This window comes from Actinophytocola sediminis, assembly GCF_054779715.1.
Window position 1 is genome coordinate 69,786 of the sequence record NZ_BAAGXS010000049.1, and the last position, 24,187, is coordinate 93,972.

The window sequence follows — 24,187 nt, forward strand, 5'->3', positions numbered from 1 at the left end:
CGGAGTGGGGACGACCCGCCACTAGCCGGGGAGACGGGACGGTCCCTCGCTGAATAAACGGGCAGGCAGCGGGCGATGATCGCGAAGGCCGGGTCGGTGCCCGGGTCGATCACGGTCACGGCTCCATGAAGACCTTCTTCGCTTCGAGGGAGTCGGGAGTGGAAACGTAGGCTTGGCCGACACCGAGCTTCTCCAGCGCTTGCGCCATGTCCTGGCCCGCGCGGCCGCGCAGAAAACTGGCGACGGTTTTGCTTTGCGGGAAATTGCAGCGGAACGCGATCTTGGTGCCGGCGTTACCGAGGACATCGCGGTGGAAGTCGTCAACGCCCTGGCTCGCGACGACGACAGCGATGCCGTACTTGCGTCCTTCCTTCATGATTTTCGGCAGCGTAACATCCTTGGCGAGCCGGTGCGCCTCGTCCAGCACTACCGCGAGGCGCAGCCGGTCGGTCTGTCCCCAGTGGAACATTTCCCGGTAGACCTTCCTGAGGACGAACGCGGCCGCGGCCAGTTGCACCTGTTCCATCAGCGAATGCATGTCGAGCACCATGCCGCCGGACAGCAACTCGCTGAACCGGCCGTCGCCGGAGTTGTCCCGGAACAGGTCGAAGTCGCTGAGCGGGCGGACGCGCGCGGTCACGTTCTTGCCCGGCCCTGTGCTTTCCTTGTGTTCGAGCAAGGAGGCGAACTCCGCCATGGTGGGAAGCCCGGACGGGCCTGCCGCCGAACCGAATCCGTGGTGCTGGTAAAGCTCGCGCAACGTTTTGTAGACGACGTCTCGCTGGATTTCGCCGAGCCCGCCCACGAAGCCGATGACTTCGGCCAGTTCCAAGGCTGCCTGCGCATACTTCCGGTGGTCGGCGCCGGCCCGCAGCTCAAAGGGGGAGAAGTCCAGTCCGTCAGCGGCGTCGACTACGGCCGCGTTCGCCGCTGGGTTCGCCGCCATGTCGCCGTGGAAGTCGATCACCAGCGCGGGCAGTCCCTGGCCGGCGAACGAGGTGAGAATCCGCCGGGTAGTGACCGACTTTCCCTGGCCGGGAATGCCGAGGACGAACATGTGCGGGCTGCCCGAGGTGCTGATCCGCCAGCTCACCTCGGCCGAATGCGTATCCCGCCCCAATACCACCCGCACCTCGCCGGGTCGGCCCCTGGTCTTCTGCTCCTCGGTCTCAGAGTCTTCGGTCTCGGGGTCTGTCGGCGGCGCCGAGTCGATGGTCGGTTCTTCGGCGGATTCCTGCCGTGAGTCCGGATCCGGGTCCGGTTCGTTGTCGGACGTTGTCTCGGCACGGTCCGAGACCGCGTTGTCCTTCCCGGGTTGAGCAGGCTGGTTCGGTAGCAGAGTCCCGATGCCTGCCTTGCGGAGCTTCGCCGCCGTCAGCACCTCTATCGGCACGCCGCGATGCTCACTGGCGATGTCGAGTTCGCTGTCGAGATTCACCAAATAGCCGTGGCGGGAGATCTCCACGTTGACGCTCTCCTCGAGCCTGGCGAACTGACGTTCCGCGACCGCCAGCCGTTCCGCGCCCAGCATGCCCATGGCGAACGCGCGGTGCGCGTGATGGCGCAGGATCCCGGACAGCCTCGTTCGTTGCAGATCTGCGTCGGTGCGAGGCGAATCGGTGCCGAGAAAGTCGGCATCCAGCATCGACACGGTCGCGTCGATGCGCTCGGCGATGTCGTCGGTCAGCTGTTCCGGCGGCGTGCCGCCATGTCGCAACGTGACCTCGACACAGCTCATCCGCAGGCTTTGCCTGGTGGCGGTGACCAGGATCAGGTCGCACAGCCTCGGCCCGTCGGCGGCGACGCCGAATATCTCCCGATGCACATCGACCGGCACGATGATCGTGTCCTTCAGCTCGCCCCGGCTGTCCAGCCAGGCTAGTGTCGCGGCGAGCCCGACCGCCTCTGCGGCCAAGTCGGTCTTGCCGATCAGGCGCAACGCCAGCCGCCCGGACGCCCGATGCAGGCAGCGGAGGGTGTCCCGGACCGATCGAGGATCGTCGACGAATCCCATGTCCCGCATTGCCGCGGACAGCAACCGCTCGATCTCGCCCCGGTGTTTCGTGGTGACGGTCAGACGGGGCCCGATTCCTTCGAGGAAGTCGGGCGCATAGTCCACGATGTAGGGCTGGCTCTGGTCGGCGTTCTCGGTGAAGAGCTCGAATCCGAGATTGCGGCCGATCGATAGCACCCAGTCCGCGCGGTCGTGTGCCGCCGCCAGCGCCTTCGTCTCGTCGTCGCCGAGCGAGGCCCGCAATGCGATGCCGTGCTCGGCCGGGAATCCCAACTGCACGGCGAGCACGGCCTGGTGCGCCCGGTGCGCGTCGACGGCGTCCGCAGCGGCATTCTTGTTCCTTCCGTCCCGGAGCTTCACCGCTGGCACGGTTTCCCAGCGCCGGCCGTGCTCGGTGGGCACCGGCCTGCTGGTGGTCGGGGTGAGCAGGTTGCGGAACGCCGTCGTCGCGTCCGCCGTCGGCGCACCGTCCGCCGCGACCACCGCGAGGTCGTTGACCACGCTCAGGTGTGCGGGCTCGACATCGGCCGCGAGCCGCTCGAGCGGCCGCACGCTCAGCCCGAGCGGAGGCCGCAGGTGGGACCGCGTGTTCCCGACCCGATACCCGCCGACCCGCTTCTGCAGGTCGGTCAGGGCAGGCAGCGGATCGGTGCCGGCCTGCCGGTTGGTGTAGGCCACGACCTCAGCCCGGCCAGTCAGCCTTGTGACGTCGGAGTCGGTGTCCTTGCTGGTCAGCACCGATGCGCCGAGCGCCTTGGCCAGCAGTTCGCCGGAACCGGGGTTGATCGCGAGCAACCGGACCGCGTCCGGATGGGAGTGCGTGTACCGGTAGGTGGAGATGCGCTCGGCGAGCATGTTCGGCGGCACGTCGGTGGCCACGTCCCGGCGGTCGATGCCGATCACGTCGAACACCGCCTGCACGGCGATGCCCGGCTCGCGCTCGCTGGGGGCGAGATAGATCCCGGTGCCGACCGTCGCCTCCCGGGCATGCACGAAGACATCGCCGCCGGCGGGCACGGCGAACGGAAGGTTGGCCGGAGTCACCCGGCGGATCAGGTCGGCATCGACCCGCTTCTTGCGCTGGGCCTTCTCCAGCTTGGCCAGTTCGCGTGCCCAGCCGGTCAACGCGGTGTCGTACTCGGCCAGCCAGGCCAGTCGCATCGGATGGAAGGGCAGTGTCACGACCGCCCGGATCGGCTGCCCGCCCGCCGTCGTGACGCTCAGCGTCAGTGTGTCCAGGGACAGCAACGCATCCCGGTGAGCCGGGTCGGTGATCGCTTGGTCGAGTGCACGCTTGTAAGACTGGCAATAGGAACGCACCTGGGTCCGCAGCTCGTCGTTCCAGGCCACCGACTCGACCAGGCTGCGCGGTTGCGCGCCGAACAGGGCGTGGACTTCTTTCCGAGCCTTCGCCAAGGCCTGCGGCAGGACGTGATCGATCGGCTCGACCCCGGCCAGTTCGAGCACCTCGCCCATGCGTCCGGTCGCTTTGAAGGCGGTGGCTCGGCTTCCTTGCTCGAACAGCCGGTGTTGCAGATCGGCGATGACCGGGCTGACGCCGAGCAGCACGGTCCGTCGCCCGCCGAGCCGCAGCGACACCGCGGTGTGCGTGTCGTCCACGCTGTAGGCGTCCTCGCTGAGGTCGTCCTGGCCGCCGAGGACCGCATCCAGTCTCCCGAGCGCGAGCGCCCACGCCGAGGCGCGCCGGGTGTCGCCGGAGATCAAAGCGTCTTCCCAGCGCACGGTGAACTGCTGGCTTTCGTCGCGGGCGATGTCGCCGCCCCCTCGCAACAGCACCGGCTGACCCGCGGTGTCCAGCCCGGTCACGCGCACGATGAACAACGAACCCTGCTCGAGGTCTGCCTCGTCGATATCGATGGTGACAGTCGCGGTCCGCCGGGAACTCGCGACGATCATCTTCGCGATCGGCTCGGTGGCGTCGCCGTCGTCACGGAGGTCCGCCGGGGGCAGCACCTCGACGAGCCAGCGATGGATCGCATCGGTCTTCGCCGGATCGGTCGTCCAGGTCACGCGCACCGAGCCGGCGACACCCTCGCCGACTTCGGTGAACGGGAGGTCGTTCGGGTCCTTCTGCTTGAGCCGCGAGGTAGCAACCACTTTCCCGTCTTGTCGGACGAACGGGGCGACCCGGACCTGGTCGACGTCGACCGTCTTCGGCTCCGCCAGCGGCCACCGCCCGAAGCCGAGATCGTCCGCATCCGCCAGCGCCGCGGTCCAGGACGCCGGGTTGGACAGATCACGATGTGCGTCGGACAGGAAGCCGGCGAGCCAGTCTCGCACCGGGCCGGCTTGCAAACCGGCCTTGCTGAGCCGGTCCGCCACCGTGGAAACCGCCCGCGCCGGCCGGGAAATTGCTTTGACGCACTTGCTGTTGTCGGCCAGCCTCCCGACGAGATCCTTGCCGTGGTCAGGGATGAGACCGACCAGCGGGAGCGAGGAACCGATGGTCTGCCACGAAGGCTCGGCGCTGACTGTGGCGACATACCGGGCCCATGCCTCGACCGGCCGCTTGCTGCCGAGTTCGCGAGCTACCTTCCTGACGCCGGTCTGCACGCCGTCGTCGGGCGGCAGCTCGTCCATCAAAGCCTCGCTCGCGACGCGGAGCAGGTCGACCGCGTCGCGGCGCTCGAAGCTGTTGTCCAGCGAACTCGCCGCGGCACCGATACCGACGGGGATCAGCAGGACCAGCTGACGCTGTTTGCGGTTGCGCAGCTCGACCGCGCGCTCGGCCGGGATCGACAGATCACCGTCCGCGTGGTCCGGCCGGTCAGTCAGCACGTGCACATCGGCTTTGGCCGATGCCGAACCTGCCTGCAAGACCCGTGCCAAGCACTCCGCATCGGTTTGGCGCAGGTTGTCCACCCGGACGCAGTGGCCTGTCTCGTGCTTCGCGACGTGCTCGGTCAGCGCGGCCGCGATCCGATCGACGACCAGCTTCGGCAACGCCTTTACAGGCTCAGGCATCACGATCTCCCAGCGGGTGGCGAACGATTTGTTCGGAGAAGTCGTCGGAAAGGCCGTCGAAACAGCCCAGCAGCTGAAGTCGGCGTTTGAACGCGGCCAAGTTGTTCGCCGCGGCGGCACGCGCCTCCGCGCCGTCCAGGAACCCGGGCGGCTGGTCGATCAGAATGCCGAACCGGTCCCTCAGCTCGGCCAGGACGGTCCGCAGTGGCATCGTCGGCCGGAAGCCCTGTCGGTTCTTGACGAATACTGCCAGCAGCAGAATGTTCAGCAGTTCGTCACTGGGCGCGTACCGCCAGGACCGGCGGTGCTGGAACGAGCCCGAGAGGATCCCGTATGGCTTGCGCAGACCGCCCACCGAGGAAAACCATCCGACCGTGTTGGCGGTCGCCTTGGCCTGGTTGACGAACTCGAGCAAGTCCAGCAGCTTGTCCATCTCGCTCTTCTCGGCGCGCTTGATTTCGTCGAGGAACTCGGCCTCGTCCTCGGTCAGCTGGGCACCGTCTCTCGGGTTGTTCGCGTCGATGTCGTCGAGCTGGCTCATCGCGAACAGCTCCACCTTCTGGCGCTCGCGAAGCTCGGCCAGCCGGACCAACCGCTCAGCTTGGGAGAGCCGGGCGAGCTCCTCCCATTCGGCTCGCGCTCGCTCGAGCCCCTTTTCGACAATCATGAACGTCATGCGGTCGCGGAACGCGAGCCGAAGCTGGTTGAGATCACGCTCGACGCACAGCCTGGAGAGCTTGTCGGACTCGTCGTCCATGCCGCCGGTGAAGTCGCAGTACAGCTCGAGCCCTGACGCGGGGTCGGCCTCGACCATGTCGGCAGGCGTAGTGCCGGTGCGCAACAACTCCCGACCTGCGGCGTTGATGCGCAGGCTGAGGGTGAACGTGCTCAGCGCGAGCAGGCCGGCGAAGGTGGACATCAGCGCCGCGGTCGGCAGCCTCTCCGAGTACACGACCAGGTGTGCGAGCAGCATCGTGCCCATTTTCCCGGTAACTCCGGGCAGCGGGCTATCCAGCTCGCGGGCGTCCTCTTTGAAGGCGCGGACGTCACCCATCTCGAACCCTTCGAGGAACCTCACCTCGAGCAAAGCGCTGATGTCGAGCCGGTTCGGGTCGACCAGCTCGGGCTTCCACTGGGGGCCCGGCCCGATTCGGAGACCCTGGCCGATGTTGTCCGAGATGACCCGGCGCAGTTCGCCGTCCGCCTCCACGGAGGCAGTGCGCGCGACTTCGGCGCGCAACAGCTGATAGGTGAACTCGTCGATACGACGATGCCGGGTTCGTGTTTTCGGCAGCCCGGCGCGGTACGCCGCCAGCGTCAACGGGGCGACCGACAGCATCTGTTCGCCGCTGTGCGACTTCCCGATCTTGCCCATGTCGACGATGCAGGACCGCAGCCAGCCGTCCAGCAACGCACGCGCGTCCGACGAATCGAAGCCAGCTAGCTGATCGTTCGCGAGCAAACGATCGAGATAGCCGTCGTAGTCTCGTTCGTCGGTCAGGAACTTGCCGGGCCGGCCGCCTTTGACGCACGCCTCGAACACGTGCGGCAAAACTCGGTCCACGTCGGTGTCCAGCACGCTGAAAATGGTCAGCGGCTGGTACTGGTACGTCTTCACGGTCTTGGGCAGTTCGATGGTCATGACGCGTCCTCTCGCACGATCCGGCCGTCGACGACCTTCGCCTTCAACGACCGCCCGGAGCCGTCGATCACCCGCACCGCGTGCGCGGGCTCCCGGCGCAGACGATTGCCGAAGCCGGCGACCTCCTGCCGGATCGCCGCGGAGGCGAGGTCGCCGAGGATCTCGCCGTCGGCCGTGCGCAACAGCAGCTCCGCGGTGTCCAGGGTGATCCGCAGTTCCGCTCCGGACGAATGCCGCAACACCAGCAGGTCGGGAAACGATTCGAGGTACGGCGAACGGGTGCCGTCCGCGGTCAGCGCGAACTGGGACGCGGCCAGTTCCTTGATCACCACGATAGCGCGGACCGCGGGCGCGTCGTATGCCTGATCCCGCAGCGCCAGGTCCTTGTCCGCGTACCCGACGAACCCCAGCACCCTCGACAGCCCGCTGACGAACCGCGACAACGCCTGCTCGGGCGCGGCCAACGCGTCGAGGTACTCGGTGAGGTAGCGGTAGCCGCGCACCTCGGCCCGCGCGGTTTCCCCACCCCAGTGGCCGAGGAACAGCTCGCGTTTGAGGCGCCTGATGTCCGCGTCGGTGACTTCGTGCAGATCGGGGATCAGCGTTCGATCCGCGCGTGCAGTCCGAACAGCGCCGGGAGCCGGCAGCTCCGACGGGTCCAGCTCGGCCCATTCCCCGAGCAGGTTATCGCTGCTGCCCCCACCGAAAGCCAGTCCGGGCAGCCGACGGGCGTCCGTCGCCGGGTCGGCGTCGTTGGCGCGCTCTGCGTGAACCTGTTCACAGGAGAGGTTCCCGGTGATCAGCCAGCCGAACGCGGACCGGACATCCCGCACGGTCGCGCGCCGGCGGCGCCGCAGGTGGCTGGTCAGAACCAGTTCTCTGACCGCAGCTTTGGCTGGAGCCGCCCGCAGGTCTTCGACATTGCGCCGGATCGGGCAGCCAGTTCGCGCGACACAGCCGTCGCAGGCCGACCAGCGGAAGTCCGTGGTGAACAGATCGAGGATGGCCTCAGCCAAACTGGGCGACGTGCCATTCGGAACGACCAGCGCTCGGCGTTTCAGGTCGACCAACACGATGCGCGCGTTCGCATCGGCAGTGCCACGGCGTTGCCGGCGCAGTTCTTCGGCGACCTCCGGATACAAGTCCTCATTGTCGTCGAAGAACTGGGTGACCCGGCCGTCGTTTGCGGCGATCAGCACCGTGCGCCGGACCGGATCCTCCCCGTCGGCAGAAGCGAGTGCTTGGTGAAGCAGGTCGTCGGACGAAAGCGGACCGTGGGACTCGGACGCGTCATAGACCGCGACGAACGTATGTCCTGCAAGCTGTTTGCGCCAGCCGGCCTCGTCGGCGTGCCGGGTCTCCGCGGCACGGTCGTCGAGCGCATTGCCGACCTTGACCAGGAACGAGGTCTTGCCGTCGCCCGGGTTGCCGCTCAATACGACGATGTCGAGCTTGCGGTCGAGAATCGCGGGCAGCAAGCGGTCGTCCAGCCAGGTCTTCGCGTACGTGTTGTGGGCGAATTCGTCGTCGAGGCCGCGGTTTCCCGCGTTGCCGATCCCGCTTTCCCGATACAGACCGCGCAAGGCCGCGACCGTCGGGTTGACGACCTGGTTCGTCGGTTCGATCAGCGACCGGAGGAACTCCTCGGCGTTCGGTGGTCGTTCCGCCTGTTCATAAGCGACGCAGCGGTACAGCGCGTCGAGCAGCACCGCTCCGTAGCGCCGCCGGTGGTCGTCGGTCGGCGGGATCAGTGTCTTCCGGCCTCCGAGATCAGTACCCGCGTAGGGGTAGCGGCCGAGAATGGCGTGCAATATCGACGCGGCGGCGCTGTACAGGTCGGCGGCCCGGGACCAGGTACCGCTCGCCCAGACTTCCGGCGCGGTGTAGGGCGGGGAACCGACCGCGGAATGAGCCTCGTCGACCGGTGCGGCCAGCCCGAAATCGATCAGCCGCGCGTTGCGGTCGGCGGACACGATGATGTTGGCCGGGCTGACGTCCCGGTGATACAGCCCCTGCTTGTGCGCATCGGCGAGTCCGGAGAACACGTCGACGGCGATGCGCCGGGCTGCCTCGCCGTCGAGCGGGGGCTCCGCCGCCAGCTCCTTCAGCATGCTGCCCGGCACGTATTCCTGTACCAGCACACCAGGTGCCGGGTGTGGCAACAGGTCGTAGACCCGAGCGCAGTACCTGCTGTACAGCTGGTCGGCGTTGGTGAACTCGGCCAGGGCCTGCTCCCCGGACACCCGGTCCGGACGGAGGTATTTGAGCGTGCGTTCGCCGGGCACCTGCTCGTCGGCGGCCAGCCACGTCACCGCCCACGCACCTTCGCCGAGCCGGCGCCGAAGCCGATACCGGCCGTTGACGAGCTGGTCCGGCATCGGGTCCGCGGCGGCCGCGATGATCGCCGACTGAACCGCGACGTCCGGCGCGGTGGCGGCGGCGACCTCGGCGGCCTCCGGCCGGTGGTCGTACTCCGGCGAAAGACAGCGGGCCAGCAGGGCGCCGATCTCCGGATAGGCCGCCGCGCGCCGCCGTACGAGGTCGTGGTCGGGCTCCGCTTCCTGGACGCCGTGGATCCACTGCACCAGGCAGAGCGCAAGGCTGTACACGTCGTCCTTCGAGCCGAAGAATTCCATGCTGGTTCCCGGAGCGCGGAACGGCGTCGACGGATGGTCGTCGACCAGGTCCGGCGCGATGGTCTCCGTACTCGGGATGCGAGACCGGCTGAAATCCCGGAAGCGCACCCGGTTTTCGGCGGTGAGCGCGATATACCTCGGCCGGAGTGCGCGATGCATGATTTCTTTTCCGTGCACGGAGGCCAGCGCGGCGAACGCGTCGTGCACGACCGGCGTCGCGACGTCCGGCGGAATCACGCCCTGCGCGTCCGCGGCCGGTCCGCGATCGCCGCTGAGCTTCCAGAGGCTGGTTCCGTCCGGGTCGGGCTCGATCGGGGTGACCCGGTAACCCTCCCAGTCGAACCAATCCCGCACCTGCCAGGTGCGGTCTTCCTTAGCCAGCAAAGCGAGCGCATCGTGCTCGCGGACGGCAAGCCGTTCGGCCGCGGCCCGGTCAGCGGCCGTGGCGACGGGAACGCAGTAGAGGAAAAGCATCCGGTGCGCCGGGTTTTCCGCGGCAAACACCTGAGCGTTGCCTTCTTCTCCGAGCTGGCCGATGACGGTGTACTGCATGATCTGCTTGGGTGCTTCCGCCGGATCGCGCTGAGGGAGGCCGAGGAGATAGCTCATCACCTTCTGCCGGAGCGGAGCCATCTCGTCCGGCAGCGCCGCGTCGCGCGCGGTCAAGGCCCTAGCCGCCTCGGCCAGCGGCAGCACGACATCCGTGCCGAGGTCGGCGGTGCCGGACAACTCGAGCGACGGGTGCGACATGATCACGTGGCCGGTGACCGGGTGCACGCCTCGCGGCAGTCGTTTCTGCGTTTGCGCCCAGCCGGTGATCTTCGCTCGCAGCTTTCCCGCCAGCACTCGAGACGCGTGGGCGACCTGATTGACAGGGTTGGAACGCTGTTCGCCGTTGACGTACCAGAACACCTCGCCGGCGACGACGTGCCAGCCCCAGGCCTTCTCCTCGCCGACGTAGATACCGTTGCGCCCGACCACGATCAGGTCGAGATCCACCGTGCCTGTGCCGATGGGGATCTGCCGGCCGGCGATAACGTCCCAATAGTCGGGGAGCTCGTCTCTGAGCCGGTTCGCCGTGTTCTCCTCACCGGGCCCGTGCCAGTCGCCCAGAACATGCAGTCGTGCCATGTCAGCTCACCTCCGCGCGAGCGTCGCGCTGATAGTCGTCTGGCCAGGTCCAGCAGCGCACGTCGGCGTCGAGTGCGACCAGCCGATCGACCAGCGCCGTGGACTTCGTATAAGTGATCAGCAGCTGGTCCTTGGCGCGGGTGGCGCCGACGAACCCGACCCGCCGCCGTCTCCCGGCTTCTTCCTCCGCACCTGCCGGCAACGTCTCCAAACCGAGCAGAAACACCACCGGGAATTCGTAACCCTTGCCGGAATGCACGGTGACGACCTTGACCGACGACGTCGCCGGGTCGAACTCAAGCGGGTTCTTCTTGTCGAATACCTCAAAGGGGATGTCCTGAGCGGCCAACGCGGCACGAAGTTTGCCGAGGCCGTGCCATTGAGTGAGCAGGACCGCGATCTCGTGCGGCTGCCGGGCACCGTCCTGCAGCAGCCTCCCGATTTCCCAGGCGACGCAGTCGAACTGGGCGTCTTTCGAGTCGGCCCAGATCAAGTCGACTGGTTCTCCTGCCGGCGCTTCTTCGGCGCCGGTCACCGGTTGTCCGTTCAGCACGGCCGCTGCCCGCAGCACCTGCTTCGTACTGCGATACGGCCGGGTGAGCGAGTGGCGGACGATGTCCCGGCCGTCCAGCGCGGCTGCTGTATCGCTGTCACGATACAGCCCTTGCTCCGGGTCGCCAACCAGTAACACACCGCCCTGACCTGGCCTGACGGTCGCCACCGCGAAGCGCAGCCAAGCCGGGTCGAAATCCTGCACCTCGTCGACCAGCAGCGCGTCGATCGCCTGCGGAATTCCGCGCTCGCACGCCTTCCGGAAATCCCGTTCGGCCTCGTCGCCACCACGTAAATCGATGCTGAAGCCGATACTGTGTGCGAACTTGCCCATCGTGGTCACCGTGACCGCGGGGGCATCGATCAGCCGCGTCACGTAAGGCACCAGTGCTCGGTTGTAGACCAGGACGGTCACGTCCCAGTCCGGATGCAACCGGCACAGTTCTCGCGCGCGGGCGGCCAGCAGCAGTGTCTTCCCGCTGCCCGGCGGGCCGGTCACCAGCGCGATGTCGGCGATCGGCGCCAGGGCGGTCACGGCCTGCGCCGCGTCCAACAGCAGCCTGGTCGCGGTCCGCTCCGTCGCGCCGGGGTCGGCTGCGCCGGTTCTGGCGGCCCCGGTGAACACCGCGGACGGCGCGAGCCGATCCACGATGGCGGTGAAATCGGCGTCGTCGACAGCACGACGTGGCAGGTGATCGGGCCAGTCCGAAACGGTGATGTCCTGCCGGGACAAGACAATCCGGCCCGCCGACGACGGGACGGTCTCCAGCAACCGGCCGGACGCCCTGCCGAGCACGACTGCCGCGCCGACCGGCAGTTCGGCGAAGCCGACCAGAGTTTCCCGCAGTTCTGCCCGCTTTCGATTCAGCGCGATCCACGGTCGCCGCTCGTCCGGCGTCGTCCCGTCGGGATCGAGATCGATCGCGTACACGCCCGCCCGCCGATCGACGAGTACCAAGTCGGGCCGGTCCGGTCCGTCGGCGAGCACCAGCACCGTGCCCTCGCGTCCGGCCAACGCTGCCGCCGCCTCGGTGACCATCGAGTCGATCGTGGCCATCAATCAACCTTCCCAGTGTCTGCCGCGGAGCGGCCGAAAAGCCGCTGTTCCTCGCTCATCGCGGACAGCCCTGATGCGGCAGCGTCGCGTTCCGCCCGGTCCTTGGCGACAAGGTGGTCCAGCTCGTCCTCGATCGCCTCGCGGGCGGTCTCCACCTCGACAACCTCGTCGATGCCAGGCACGCCGGCGCCGAGCCGGATCAGCAGGTCGGTCAGCCTGACGCGCCGGAGCTCCCGCGCCGCCTGCAGTCGATCGCGGCCCGCGGTGGGCAATCCGGTCAGCGCGTCCAGCACGACAAGCAGCGCCTGCAGGGTGTCGACCCGCGGCGACTGAATCCCGTGAATCCGCAGCCAGGCTGGCCACGACGACAACGTGAGATAGCCGCGGGCGGGCTGGAGCTGCGTCGTCAACGCCGGCACTACCCACGTCGACCTGGTGCTACTCGTCGCCCGGTAGGCGCGCAGCTCGTCCCGCCGGATGCTGGCCAACGCACGCGGCGCCAGCTCCGAACCGAATCTCGCCCGATGAAACTCCGCGATCAGCGCGGGAGTCCCGGGCACGCCCAGTTCGCTCAACGCATCCACCGCCTGCTGGCGGGCGGGCGCGGCGACACTGGTCCTCGCTGCGCGCAGGCCTCGGTCAGCCGCGCTGAGGGCCAGACTCACCTTATCCACCGTCAGCCGATCAAGGCCGCGCGCTTCCGTCAATGCTCGCAGCTGGCGCAGCAGCTCGTCCACGTCCAGAGAGCCAGAATTCTCCTGCATTTTCCAGAATTTACCAGACGTGCGCAACGCGAGGCGTGGACGGGCTACAACGGGTGGATCACAAGCCGTGAGTCGGCCCACGGCGAAGAGTCGTTACAGCGGCTTACGTCCTCGGGTTCGGGCTGAGGTTGCCTGATGACCGGACAGCGGGCTGCCTGCCGAGATGTCGAGATCGCCCATGCAGGTTCGCGAGGGTGTTCGACTGTCGAATGCGGACGGCTCGGCTACCTCAACCACATCGACCGCACTGTCCGAGCGGCTCTACCAGCGCGGGCTACGCACCCGTCCACCAGCCGACACCCAGCCCAACAGGTCTCGATCAGCAAACTGGCCCGAATGCTGCGACCGCTACTACCTCGGCTATATCGCCTACCACGCGAAGAACTCCACGGCCGCCATGAGCCACTCATCGACCAGTGCCTGTTCGACCGCGTCCGAGCCGTTCTCGACGCCCGGACCACCTCGGGAGAGCGGCGGCGGGTGCACCACCACTACCTCAAGGGCACCCTGTACTGCGGATACTGCCAGCAGGTAGGCACCAGTGGACGGATGATCATCCAGCACGCAGTCACCCGCCGCCGCGACGAGTACACCCACTTCTTCTGCCGCAACCGACAACAAGGGACCTGCCCAGCCCCCTATGTGAACGTCGCGGTCGCCGAACACGCCGTCAAGCGCTACTACACCACCGTCAGCCAAACAGCAGGTCGCCGACGCCCTTGCCCGGCTCGCCACGGGCGATACCGCCGACCACGAACCCGATCGACTCCTCACTCCGGTCCAGGTGTACCGCGCCCGCGACGACGACCAGCGCCAGCAACTCAACCACGCACTCTTCCGTCGGCTCTACCTCGCCGACGGTCGCATCACCAATTACGAACCGCGGTCAGCGGCACCCTGACCTGAACAACACCAGCCACAACAGACACGACAGCTTACCGGGGATATAACACAAAACAGGGCTCGACCAGCAAAACCCTCTCGCTCAGATCAAGAGGGTGGCGTTGCGTATAAAACCGCAGGTCAAATTCGAAAAATCGAACTTCCAGTGGAGCTGAGGGGGTTCGAACTGACCCCCACACTGCCAGAATGGCCCGATCATGCCTCTGATCAGCACAAACAGAGAACCCGCAGGAAATCCGACGCCGTTCCGCTCCAGCCAATGCCGTTCAGCGCGGTTCGAAACGAACCAGTGCTCCAGATCTGCTCCACCGGCCCCAGCGTGAAACGGACACTTACTTCACGCGGCACGCGTGAGCCGAGCACCCGACAGCACATCTACCCCAGTGACTGAGTGCTGCTCGCCAGAGCGAACGTCCTGGAACAGCTTCCGCCACTTCGTGGCAACGCTCAATGATGTGGACCTCCCGTCGTCCTGGTCGTGCCGGGATAGCCGGATTCATCGTGCGGAGGGCTCGCGGAGCCGTTGCTGGAGCTTCGAACAGTACCGGATCGCAGGTCATGGATGGTGCGGGCCTGGTCGGGGTGTCCGGTGCTGTGCAGCGCCGCCGACAGCACGCGTAGAAGTTCGTCGGTCCGGTCGGGGGTCAGCGCTCCCAGCGCAGTTTGAAGGGTTTTCGCGACCTGGACCCATAGGGTGTCCGGGTGCCAGCGGGTGACCTCGTCAACGACGTCGTCGGCCTGTTGCGCGGTAGGGAACACGCCCAGCCGCGTATTGGTATTGAGCATGAGAAACAGTCGCGCCGAGGCCGGGTTGTCGAAGCACTCTTCGCGTAGGAAACGCAGGGTGGCAGCGATCTGACGGCGGGCAAGTTCGTCCATGTGTGCCTCTCGGCGGGCATGGAGCAATTCGTGTCCGGCACGGATATCGTCCGCCGTCACCGAGAGCACTGCGGTCGCTGCGGCCACCACGGCGCCGCCGTCCAGGGTGTGCGGCAAGTGTCGGGCCAGTTGGTCGTTGAGGTCGTGTTGGGCGGCTTGGCGGTGCAATACGTCCCATTTCTCGGTCACCGTCTCAACCTGCAACCGTGCCCAGACACCCGCCCGCGACAACACAGGCGGCACCCCAGCATGGACACCACCATTGGTCAGAGCCACGCCGAGGTACGCGGGCTCGGGGTGGACGGTGAGATGGATGTGTGCGGCGAACCCGAGGTGGGCATCGGCGCTGCCGACATAGTCAGTCCAGCTGTGCTCCAGCGGAGGTGGTGTCGGGCGACGGCGCCACCAGCTCACGAGCCGACTCCATCGGAAAGCAAGGTGTACATGGTGTGGGTGATGTCGGTGTCCAGCACGGCGGTCAGGTCATGGTAGAGCAGTACGCGGTCCTGGTGGTCGGCCGACCAAGTCCGGGCGATGCCGCGGACGATGTCGCGCGCCGTGCGGTCCTCGGTGTTGGTGCCGCGCACAGCCAGGCGCAGCACGTCGAGCACGGCGGGTCGTTGGGTTGAATCACTGGTCGCGGCCCCGAGCCAAAGTGTCACCAGGTCGGCACTGTCACTGGGGAGTGAGGTGGCTAGGTGGGCGCGCCAACATTGGCCCAACACTGACAGGTCGGGGGTGTAGCCGCCAGCCTCCTGTAGTAGCGCCACTCTGCGGGCGCTGATGCTGTCGACCATCGGATCCGCGTCCGCGGCGCCATTGTCGTCGCGGCTCAGGTGGCGGGGATCAGGTTGGGTGATGGCGGCGAGTCGGGCGAATGCGACGCTACCAGCAGCGCGATGCTGGGCGGTTCCGCACCAGCTGGCGATCTCCGCGACGAGGGTGGCGCGCGCGGAGGGTTCTTCCCACAGCCGGACAATGACTTCCTCCAGCACGGGCCGAATCTTGCCGTCGGCGTGGCGGCCCGCGTGTTTGAGCCGGACCAGGGCCTTACCGGTATAGCGGGCGGCGAAGGGGCCCGCGCAGACCTGTAAGACCACGTGCGCCAGGTCGACGGTGGGAGATTTAGCCCAATCCAGCAGGAGCCGGTGCACATAACGCTGGTGTACCACGAGGGATGCGATGTCATTGCCGACCTCGGCGGGGTCAGCGCTATCGGCGCAGGCCACAGCGGAGAGGACCTCGACCAGTTCGTCCCAGAGGCCGCGGTGCGACTCGCACCAGGCCCTGGCGAGTTTGGCCAGCGGGGCGTCGCGATTGTGCCGCGCGGCCCAGCTCAGCGCGAACCGCGTGATGCGTCGTGCCGTAGCCCGTCGCTGATCGTCGCCGACGGCTTCCAGCGCTTCGCCCGCACGATAGTTTGGGGCCTTGGCAAGCCAGTCGAGGAATGTGCCGCGCGCCAGAGGCCGGTCGACCCAGAAGTACTCCAGAATGGAGTCGGCCCAGCCCGGTCGGGGAAAGTGGATGCAGTCCTCGCTAATGAGTTCGCCACCAATGGCGTCGAGCATCGCTATGACGCCAGGTGCGTCCTGCCCGTCCGGGTCCACCACGCCGCGACCCCCGAACTGGGTATTGAGCTGGGTTGCGCCGTAGTAGACGTGCGTCACGGGCAGCCCGGTCAGGGCGGCCGCGGCGACTTGGAAATCACGTTCGAAGGCGGTGCGACCTGGATGGCGATGCCAGGTGAGCAGTTGTCGGCGCCACTGCCCTCGCGAGTCCACCACCATCGCGATCCTGCGAGAGTGCAGCACCCGAGTGTCTTGCGCCGCACCCTCAGTGCCGGCTGAGGCCGGATCGGCGGGCAGCAGGTGCACGGGGGTCCGCTCGGCGGCGAGGATCGCCTCGGCCAACTCGACGGCCCCGGTGGTGCCGCCCTGCTCAACCATCGCCTTGATATCGGGCTGCTGTAACCAATCCTTCGCGTTGATGCCGGGCATCCTGCCAGTTAGCTGCGCGTGCGCCACCGCTGCCGGCGATACCCCGGTAAGCCTTTCACGCACACTGGGCCACCGCTCCGATGGGCTACCACCGATTCGGCGCCACTGGTCGGGCCGGGTCAGTACGACCAACCTTCCCTCCTGGTCGGCCAGCGACCGGTCCAGGGCGGGGAGGCAGTCGCCGAAGGTTTCGGCGACCCGAAAGCCTTCCTCGTCGGTCGGTATCTCCAACAGCCACACCCGACCCCGGTCGGTCGGCAGCCTGGTGTCGGGGAAGTGCGGCGACCCGCCGAACATCAACCGCGCCACATCGAACACCGTCTCATCCCTATAGACCCCGGCCGCCTCCGCATGCTGTGCGCCGGCATACCCCACGCCAGCGGGCTGGGCCGGGGGGTACTGGGCGTATGTGCCCGACGGGAGATCGCCACGCCCCCACGCCGACTGGGCCGAACCGTGGCTGGTCGGATCGGGGCCAATGACGTCGGAGGCAGTCGGGAGCGGACCGAGGGAACCGGCAGGTTGCGCGCCGGATGAATGCGTGGGCGTTGAGCGGTCGAGGGAGGCTTGTAGGCTGGCCAGACACGCGGCCAGCGCCTCCGCGTGGGTGGTGCGGCCCGCGTTCTCCTCGATGTCGAACACCACGATGCGCGTCCGGTCTCTCACCAGGCTCACAAGGTCCTCGAAGCCCTCTGGACGGGCGTAAGTGTCCAGCACCCGGCGCAGGTGAGTCGGACGCACCGGGGCCTGTTCCAGCGGCAGCAAGCTGTTTACCCACATAGCGCCGACGGCGGTGCCACCGGTCATGCTGTTGACAACGATCGACGAGGTGACTCCCGGCGCTACGGGAGGCGTCACCTGCATGTCGAGGCGGTGCGGCATGGCCCCTGGCTGGGCCGGCCCCGAGGCGTCGTCACGAGAGACTCCATGCGCGGCGAGGTCCGGGGCATCACTCGGAACCACCCCCGGCGAAGAGTCCGGCACGATGTCCCGAACATCTGGAGCCGGCGCCCGGCCAGTGTGCCCTCCGTCAGGAACACCGAGATCCGCCATGTCAGATATGGGAGACGGGTCCGTCCCTGGGCCGGGCTTGGAGTTGGGCTCGACGGCAACGTCATCCACATCCCGAGCAACATGTGCGTGGGCTACCTCGTACGGGGAATCGTGCCCTGCTTCGGGTCCGATCTCCGATTCGGAGTCGAGCCCATGAGTGGGGCCGATGTTGGCACGTGCGCTGCGGCGGCTGAACCAAGTGCCGCCCGCATCATTCACCGGCCACCGCCTGCGCGAAAACCAGTGACAGAACCGCCCTCGTGCAGGGTGCCGACCTGCTGCCGGATGTGAGCAGAGGTGTCAAGGGACGAACTGCCCAGATCCGCACCGGTCAACGCGCCGCGGACGTGATCGGCGGACTGGTCAACTTCGATCACGGCCTTCGCCGCAGCGTTCAGGTCCACCGGCACGCCCTCCAGACGCTCTAACGCCGCGTGCAGTCGCTGCACGGTGTCCAGCAGCACCGCGTCGCCCGGTTCCAGGGCGAGATTCTTGGTGCGGTAGACCTCCAACACCCGCAACGCACCGATCACCTCGTTCTCTGCGGCGTCCCTGTCTGCCACGTCCTTGTCCACCGTCTCGTGCGCGCTTGACGCATCATGTGACGAGGCAATCGAGGAGCCGGTTACGACGCCAGCCCCAGATTCCGCAGACGAATTGTCGGCAGGTGTCTGTGCATCGGCAGTACGACGTTGCGCCCGACGGTCGAGGGCGGCACTGGCACGGTCGAATAGGAACTTCACGGCATACCCCAGGCCGACGGCTCCCAACGATGACAATGACAACGGATCCATGAGCCGATGACTCCCCCTGTGATGACGGACCATACTTCCCCGTAGCCAACGGCAGATATCAGAACACAAGCGGTCCCGCGCCGTAGGTCTTTCCCGCAACGTACACTCGATCGGCCCATCACGAAGCGCGACCCCAAATTGTCCCGCGCCTGTGAGACTGATCCCTCCTTGCACGCTGGTCTGGTTCGAACCCGTCCCCATGCGAGCTGACTGGCGCCTGAGCCTGTCGCGACGTGGTTCTGGGTCGGTCGCAGTAGGCCGTTGTTCGTCGCGCTCCGCTGTAGTGCTCTGTCATCGGTTTCCGATCCACCAGAGGACCCCCGTCACAATCGCACCGCCGATCGCGCTGCTCATCCCCTTCGCGAGACCCAGGAGCACCACGCGCCCGATTTGCCCGACCGCTCGCCTGCCCCGGCCGGCAGGTCTCTCGTTCCCCGTCTCCATGTTCGAAGGAGTGCACATGGGGTAGGTCCACCTTGCGTGTGCCGGTGGTCCATTCCGCCAACAGGGCCGGGTTGTCCTTGTGAGGAGCGAGCAAGGCGGCGAAAGAACGCACGGCGCCTGCCGGCGCTGTCATCTCGGGGCAGGCTGCGGTCAGAGCTTGGAGTCGTTCGCGTTGCCGTTCGGTGAGGTTCTCCGGCCGGGTCAGTAGCAGGCGAGCGGCTCGTCGTGGTGAGAGGTGCGGGTGGTCGTCGAGATGCCGTCCCTAGTTCAGGTAGCGCACGAGGAGGTTGTGGCTGCCGGTTGTAGCCCAGGGCACGGATCTCGGCCAGCAGCGCGGTAGCCCCCACGCCCGGCTCCTGTTCACGGCGGGAGCGGAGGTGGTCCCGGTAGGGTCGACCATGCAGGCCCGATACTTGGGAATCCGCTGAATGCGCTGCGGTGTGGCCGCGCGGGCGTATCGCTTGACGGTGTTCATTGCCAGGCCGAGGCGGCGTGAGCAGTCCAGNTCCCTCGCGCAGTCCCGTCGCTGTGGCCCAGCATGCACTGTGGGCGGCGACTTCCTTGCCAACGGCGTCACACAGACCGTGCCAGAGATGCCATCGGTCGGCGACCTGGACCGCGTTCGGCAATGCGTCCCGCACCGCCTGCGCATACGCGGCCGAGCCGTCCCGGCACACATCCTCGACCCCTCGATGGGACCGCAGCCGGCCGGCCACCACCTCAGCGCCGCGCCCAGACAACACGTCGATCCGGGCGCCGGTGTCGGCATCAATCAACACGGTCGCGTAGTCATGACCTCTGCGCAGGGCGAAATCGTCGATCCCCAGCGCCCGCGGCACCTCACGACCCGGCAACGGGCTTCCCAGCAGGACCCGCACAGCGGTGTCCCGCCCGACCGCGATCCCCATGGCCGATGCCCTGCCCGCCAGCTCGCGCACGACACTGCGAACCTGCTCGCCCAGCCGGACGGTCCGCCGCTGGTACCGCTCAATCAAGCCAGGTACCTGCTCCCGGAAGGTCTGGCGCGCGCACTCGTTGACAGCGCAACGCATCCGACGGATTCGCAACCTCACCAGCACCCGGCGTCCATCAACCGGCACATCCGCAGGCACCCGCTCGCGGAAGGCATGAACCCGGTCTGTCGGCGTCCCACAGACAGGACACGCCACCCGAGCACTCCTGGTCGATGCCCGCACCACGATCACATCACCAGCGTCCTCGACACCCTCGACCGACAGGGCCGATAGCCCCGAGAACACCACACCAACCAGCTTCGCCATCTCAGCCACAAACGATCATGGCAACCCACACCCGGTTGCGGCGAAGACCCACACACCACCTAGAGCGCGCCAGAGCCGATCACGGGATAGACCCGCGAGACCGTGTGCCTGAGAATAGCGCTGCAGGGCGAGAGTGTGGGGGTGACGAAGCTCCTCGTCGTTCACTTTCCGAAGCGGGCCGTTCTGGACGTGGTGTTTATTCACGGACTGGATGGGGACGCGCGTAAGACGTGATCGGGGAAGGGAACGGCGTCCTTCTGGCCGGAATGGCTGGCTGAGGACGTCGAGGGGGATCGCGGTCTGGTCGGTGGGGTACGACGCATGGTCGAGCGGCTGGCGTGGACGGTCGATGCCGATGCAGGACCGCGCGGTCAACCTCATGGCGCAGTTGCAGAACCACGACATCGGCGAGCAGCCGCTGTGTTTCGTTACCCACAGCATGGGCGGGTTGCTCGCCAAGGAAATCCTCCTGCACGCGGCCGACGGTCACACCGACTTCGCCTCGTTCGCGAGCGCCACCAGGGATGTCGTCTTCCTCGCCACGCCACACACCGGCTCCGGGCTGGCCAAGGCCATCACGCACTCGGCGCGCTCCTTCGGGGAACTCCCGCGATCGACGACCTGGAACAGAACAAGCCGTGTCTTCGACACCTGTCCGACCGCTACCGGAACTGGGTCGACGAAACCAAGATCCGCAACCTTGGCTTCTACGAAACCCACCCGACCAAGGGCCTGCGTGTCGTCGACGAGACCTCGGCCAACCCAGGCCTGGCCGGGGTCGTCCCCATCGCCGTTGACGCCAACCACATCGACATCTGCAAACCAGAAGACCGCGACTCACTCGTCTACGGCCAGGTCAAGCGCTTCGTCAGCAAGATGGTCGCCGTCCTCGACCGCCCCGGGACCTGGCGTGAGCTTCCCGACCTCCCGCAGGACGTGGTCGCTTATGCATGCCCAGGTGCGGGCCGCCCAGGAACTCCCGTATCGGCTGCCCGGTGCGCGCAGACCCTCCCTGGCGACCGTCTATGTGCGCCAGGACCTGGGCAGCGGCGCTGAAGAGCCGCAGGCCGAGTAGCCAGCGCCGACCCCAATTCTTGACGACCATGGTAATGCGCCAGCGCGACGGCCGGAACACGAGTCGCCATCGCGGCCCCCACACCGGCAGAACGCCGGGGGCACGGCCGTGCTCGAACAAGGTCCGGGCCAGCGCCGCGACGCTGGCCCGGTGCGGTGAATAACACGCGACCAGCACGTCGGCCGGCGAGTCGGCAAGGTCGTCGATCACGCCGAGCGCGACCTGGATGACCGGCACGCCGCGACCCACGAACCGGCCAGCCAGTACCGTCGCCCGGCTGGCCGCACCCTGATCCACCGTCGCGACAGCGGCGGTGTCGTAGCCGTACACCACCACGACGGCAGCGCCAACCGGCAGCTCGTACACGCCATCCGACATGTCCACGACTCGGGCGCAATACGCGCTCAACGCCACACCAAGCAGGTCCAGGGCGAAGCGCGCGCTGTCGGCCCGCCGGCGACCGGTGTCCGCGGCCCGTGCAATCACCACCACCGCTCACCGGCCAGCCGGAACGGCAGCAGATGCCCGCCGCGAATGGGGCGTCGCCAAACCCTCACCCGAATTCTTCGCCCACGTCACCACGATGGTGCCCAGTGGACGACCGGACACGACGGTGTACGTGGGCGATCACCGTGACAACGACATCGTGGCGGCGAAGGCCGCGGGGTTCCGCGCGGCGTTGATCCGACGCGGCCCGTGGGGCTATCTCTGGGCCCAGGACCCGCTGGTCCGGCGCGACGCGGACTGGGTGATCAACTCCCTGCACGACCTGTCGGAACTGCTGACCACACGATGACAGGTTCAGCAGGCGCGGGCCCAGGCGGCGAGGTCAAGCAGCCGGAGTCGGGGGCGGTGTGGGTGCGTAGCAGCGTCGAGAGCGACTGGCGGACCTGCGGATGCGTACGGGTGTGCTCCGGCGCGGTCCGACGCGCGGCCTGCAAGCACAGGTAGGCGTCCTCGTGCCGGCCCAGCGTGAGCTGAGCGCGGGCGAGATCGATGAAATAGTGAGAGCGGCGTTCGGCCGGCAGCTCCGCGGGCGGCTGCCACGCCGCCGCCCGTTCGACACCCACGGGATCCCGTAGTTCAACAGCGACAGCGTGTTCATGGATGCGCAGGGAAGCCGGACCGAACGCGGTGCCCTGATAGATGCCTTCAGGGACAACGGATGCGGCACGGCGGGCTTCCCGCAAGTGGTCGGCAGCACGGTCAGGCCTGCCCGACCGCCCGGCGACGACCGCGGCCCGCATGTGCAGGGCGCCGAACGCCGCACAGGACGAGGCGGTGCCCTGCGCGGGCAGGTGGTCGGCGGCGAGTTCGAGGGCCCGGGCAGCGGTGTCGAGGTCGCCGGTGGCGAAGAACGTCTCGGTGCGCACATAGGCCACCACCGCCAACAAGAACGGATCCTCAGCGAACTGAGCGGCCGAACGCATCAGATCGATCAGCCGCGGCCGTAACGGGACTGCAACCGGTCGTCGCTGGCGCGGATGATGTCGCCCTGCAGGTTGGCCGGGGTTCTGGTGGGTCCGTCGTCGGGTAGATCCAGTCGGTCCAGGGCACGGCGAAGGCGTGGGATGGCGGCGTGAATGACGTCGACCTCGGCCGCTGGCGGGTAGCGCCGGTGATCCAACCCGTCGATGACGGGGGTTTGTTGGTCGGGCGGACGTCGACGGCCACGGCCGTGCCTGGCCGGGTGCATCTCCCTGGCAGTGTGGTCGAACCGCCCCATCGGCCCGGACACCGAGCTTGATACCGGCGATTTGGCGTATGAGACCGCGCGGGAGCTTGCCGAGGAAACCGGCATCGTCTCCGTCCCGAATGGACGGTCAATTTCCCTCGAGGTGTTATCGACACACGATGGATCAGGCACGACGCCGCGGTTGGAACAGTAGCCGGACGAGGCGACCGTCCTGGAACACCGCGATCGAAGACAGCAAGTCGGCCTTGACATCACGTGCGCGCAATGCTGCCGCGCCGTCGTCGCGGAGCAGCCAGTCTTCCAACAGGGCCGGCAGGGCGAACTGGAACTGGAAGCTGCGTGAGCCGTCAGCGGGCACGATCACCCAGTCGCCGGTGACTTCACGTCGGGTGGCGAATTCGATGTTCACCCTGACGTCGGGTCCATAACGGGCAACGTAGGCGGGAAGTGCTGCAGGGTCATTGGGGCGCAGGGGCAGCACGAACGGTGCGGATGGGAACCCCAGGAGCAAGTCGCCACTCGCTCGGTCGACGAGCGTGGCCGCGATGCGGGCAAGCGGTTCGACAGGCAGTTGTTGAGGTTCTCGTCGTGACGAGTTCGGCTCCGCCGTGTGCCACGCTCGATGATCAGATGTCTGGACCTCGGGCTCGACCGCGTTGCCTTGACGCCCGTCGGCGGTCCAGGTTCCCAGCGCAACCCTGAGTGCGGTGCGGACCTGGCCGCGGGGAAACGGCGACACGCGGACTTCGTCGGCCAGGCCATGCAGTTCGTAGGCAGTACGGTTCGCCGCATCCAGTAGCGCCGTGAACGCGGGACTTGACAAGTCGACCAGGGAAATCTGCTGGGCGAGGGCGTACTGCTGGGCTGGTCGGCTAAATCCGGTGGCAGAAAACAGCGTGTACCGGTAGTAGTAGCGCCGCACCGGCACCGAACGAGCGCCCGCCGACGCTGTCGCGTACTGCTCGTTGACGTCGTGCACGACTCCGTGCGCGTTGCGGACGTCCCGAAGGTTCGCCTTGACCCCGCGATATTTCGCCTCGACGAAGATCCGCAACGGAAGCGAGAACGGTACGGGTAGCGTGAGTTCACCGAGCACGTCGGCCTGATGGTCCGCGCCACGACCGCGCACGAGCAGCCCATGGGCGCCACGTTTCAACGCCTCGGGATCCTGCTGTTCGGACACCAACAGGCGGTAGCCATTGTCATATAGAAGTCGAGCCAGTACCTCCTCCAGGACGTAGCCCCGTAGGGACTCCACGCTGACCACTGCCGTCTACCCTTCCGT

Annotated in this window: 17 protein-coding genes; 1 reads left to right on the forward strand and 16 read right to left on the reverse strand. The window is 67.2% G+C overall.

What is annotated here, in order from left to right; translation table 11 throughout:
* Positions 1-115 precede the first annotated feature (115 nt).
* The 13 genes from ACYVIP_RS27665 to ACYVIP_RS27725 form a co-directional block, all read right to left on the reverse strand.
* Positions 116-4,999 (reverse strand): helicase HerA-like domain-containing protein, encoded by a 4,884-nt coding sequence (locus ACYVIP_RS27665; protein WP_460401470.1) that lies wholly within the window; start codon positions 4,997-4,999, stop codon positions 116-118.
* Positions 4,992-6,641: a methylation-associated defense system protein MAD7 gene (gene mads7, locus ACYVIP_RS27670; protein ID WP_460401472.1), complete on the reverse strand. Its 1,650-nt coding sequence runs from the start codon at positions 6,639-6,641 to the stop codon at positions 4,992-4,994. Before mads7 ends, ACYVIP_RS27665 begins: the two co-directional genes overlap by 8 nt.
* On the reverse strand, positions 6,638-10,408 hold the full coding sequence (locus tag ACYVIP_RS27675; protein WP_460401474.1) for a protein kinase domain-containing protein: 3,771 nt from the start codon (positions 10,406-10,408) through the stop codon (positions 6,638-6,640). Before ACYVIP_RS27675 ends, mads7 begins: the two co-directional genes overlap by 4 nt.
* Position 10,409: 1 nt before the next feature.
* Complete coding sequence (locus tag ACYVIP_RS27680; RefSeq protein ID WP_460401476.1) at positions 10,410-12,017, reverse strand: 3'-5' exonuclease; 1,608 nt, start codon at positions 12,015-12,017, stop codon at positions 10,410-10,412.
* Positions 12,017-12,754 carry a serine/threonine-protein kinase gene (locus tag ACYVIP_RS27685; protein WP_460401478.1) on the reverse strand — a complete coding sequence of 246 codons (738 nt, stop codon included), beginning with the start codon at positions 12,752-12,754 and terminating at the stop codon, positions 12,017-12,019. Before ACYVIP_RS27685 ends, ACYVIP_RS27680 begins: the two co-directional genes overlap by 1 nt.
* Before the next feature lie 396 nt (positions 12,755-13,150).
* Positions 13,151-13,378, reverse strand: coding sequence for a hypothetical protein (locus ACYVIP_RS27690; RefSeq protein ID WP_460401480.1), 228 nt, complete (start codon positions 13,376-13,378; stop codon positions 13,151-13,153).
* Positions 13,379-13,472: 94 nt separating this feature from the next.
* A complete protein-coding gene (locus ACYVIP_RS27695) occupies positions 13,473-13,610 on the reverse strand; it encodes a hypothetical protein (RefSeq protein ID WP_460401482.1) in 138 nt (45 codons plus the stop codon).
* Positions 13,611-14,131: 521 nt separating this feature from the next.
* Positions 14,132-14,977 carry a hypothetical protein gene (locus tag ACYVIP_RS27700; protein WP_460401484.1) on the reverse strand — a complete coding sequence of 282 codons (846 nt, stop codon included), beginning with the start codon at positions 14,975-14,977 and terminating at the stop codon, positions 14,132-14,134.
* A complete protein-coding gene (locus ACYVIP_RS27705) occupies positions 14,974-17,442 on the reverse strand; it encodes a hypothetical protein (protein WP_460401486.1) in 2,469 nt (822 codons plus the stop codon). Before ACYVIP_RS27705 ends, ACYVIP_RS27700 begins: the two co-directional genes overlap by 4 nt.
* Before the next feature lie 386 nt (positions 17,443-17,828).
* A complete protein-coding gene (locus ACYVIP_RS27710) occupies positions 17,829-18,407 on the reverse strand; it encodes a hypothetical protein (RefSeq protein WP_460401488.1) in 579 nt (192 codons plus the stop codon).
* Positions 18,408-18,757: 350 nt separating this feature from the next.
* Positions 18,758-20,131, reverse strand: a complete 1,374-nt coding sequence (locus ACYVIP_RS27715) for an ISL3 family transposase (RefSeq protein WP_460401490.1) — start codon at positions 20,129-20,131, stop codon at positions 18,758-18,760.
* Between the two features lie 486 nt (positions 20,132-20,617).
* The gene (locus tag ACYVIP_RS27720; RefSeq protein WP_460401492.1) at positions 20,618-20,938 is read right to left on the reverse strand and encodes a hypothetical protein; all 321 of its coding nucleotides are present in this window, start codon (positions 20,936-20,938) and stop codon (positions 20,618-20,620) included.
* Between the two features lie 61 nt (positions 20,939-20,999).
* Complete coding sequence (locus ACYVIP_RS27725; protein ID WP_460401494.1) at positions 21,000-21,695, reverse strand: hypothetical protein; 696 nt, start codon at positions 21,693-21,695, stop codon at positions 21,000-21,002.
* A gap of 94 nt (positions 21,696-21,789) precedes the next feature.
* Here ACYVIP_RS27725 and ACYVIP_RS27730 point away from each other — a divergent pair, with 94 nt between their 5' ends.
* A complete protein-coding gene (locus ACYVIP_RS27730) occupies positions 21,790-22,002 on the forward strand; it encodes an HAD hydrolase-like protein (RefSeq protein WP_460401496.1) in 213 nt (70 codons plus the stop codon).
* Here the strand turns inward: ACYVIP_RS27730 and ACYVIP_RS27735 are convergent.
* The 3 genes from ACYVIP_RS27735 to ACYVIP_RS27745 form a co-directional block, all read right to left on the reverse strand.
* Positions 21,959-22,600: a hypothetical protein gene (locus ACYVIP_RS27735; RefSeq protein ID WP_460401498.1), complete on the reverse strand. Its 642-nt coding sequence runs from the start codon at positions 22,598-22,600 to the stop codon at positions 21,959-21,961. The genes ACYVIP_RS27730 and ACYVIP_RS27735 overlap by 44 nt on opposite strands.
* 44 nt (positions 22,601-22,644) lie before the next feature.
* Entirely contained in the window at positions 22,645-22,932 is a 288-nt protein-coding gene (locus ACYVIP_RS27740) for a hypothetical protein (RefSeq protein ID WP_460401500.1), read from the reverse strand.
* Between the two features lie 133 nt (positions 22,933-23,065).
* On the reverse strand, positions 23,066-24,169 hold the full coding sequence (locus ACYVIP_RS27745; protein WP_460401502.1) for a hypothetical protein: 1,104 nt from the start codon (positions 24,167-24,169) through the stop codon (positions 23,066-23,068).
* Between the last annotated feature and the right edge of the window lie 18 nt (positions 24,170-24,187).

Coding starts and splice junctions, on each gene's coding strand:
- ACYVIP_RS27665 (WP_460401470.1), bottom strand. CDS start 4,999: ATGCCTGAGCCTGTAAAGGCGTTGCCGAAGCTGGTCGTCGATCGGATC.
- mads7 (WP_460401472.1), bottom strand. CDS start 6,641: ATGACCATCGAACTGCCCAAGACCGTGAAGACGTACCAGTACCAGCCG.
- ACYVIP_RS27675 (WP_460401474.1), bottom strand. CDS start 10,408: ATGGCACGACTGCATGTTCTGGGCGACTGGCACGGGCCCGGTGAGGAG.
- ACYVIP_RS27680 (WP_460401476.1), bottom strand. CDS start 12,017: ATGGCCACGATCGACTCGATGGTCACCGAGGCGGCGGCAGCGTTGGCC.
- ACYVIP_RS27705 (WP_460401486.1), bottom strand. CDS start 17,442: ATGCCGCACCGCCTCGACATGCAGGTGACGCCTCCCGTAGCGCCGGGA.
- ACYVIP_RS27710 (WP_460401488.1), bottom strand. CDS start 18,407: ATGGATCCGTTGTCATTGTCATCGTTGGGAGCCGTCGGCCTGGGGTAT.
- ACYVIP_RS27730 (WP_460401496.1), top strand. CDS start 21,790: ATGGTGCCCAGTGGACGACCGGACACGACGGTGTACGTGGGCGATCAC.
- ACYVIP_RS27740 (WP_460401500.1), bottom strand. CDS start 22,932: ATGGGGCGGTTCGACCACACTGCCAGGGAGATGCACCCGGCCAGGCAC.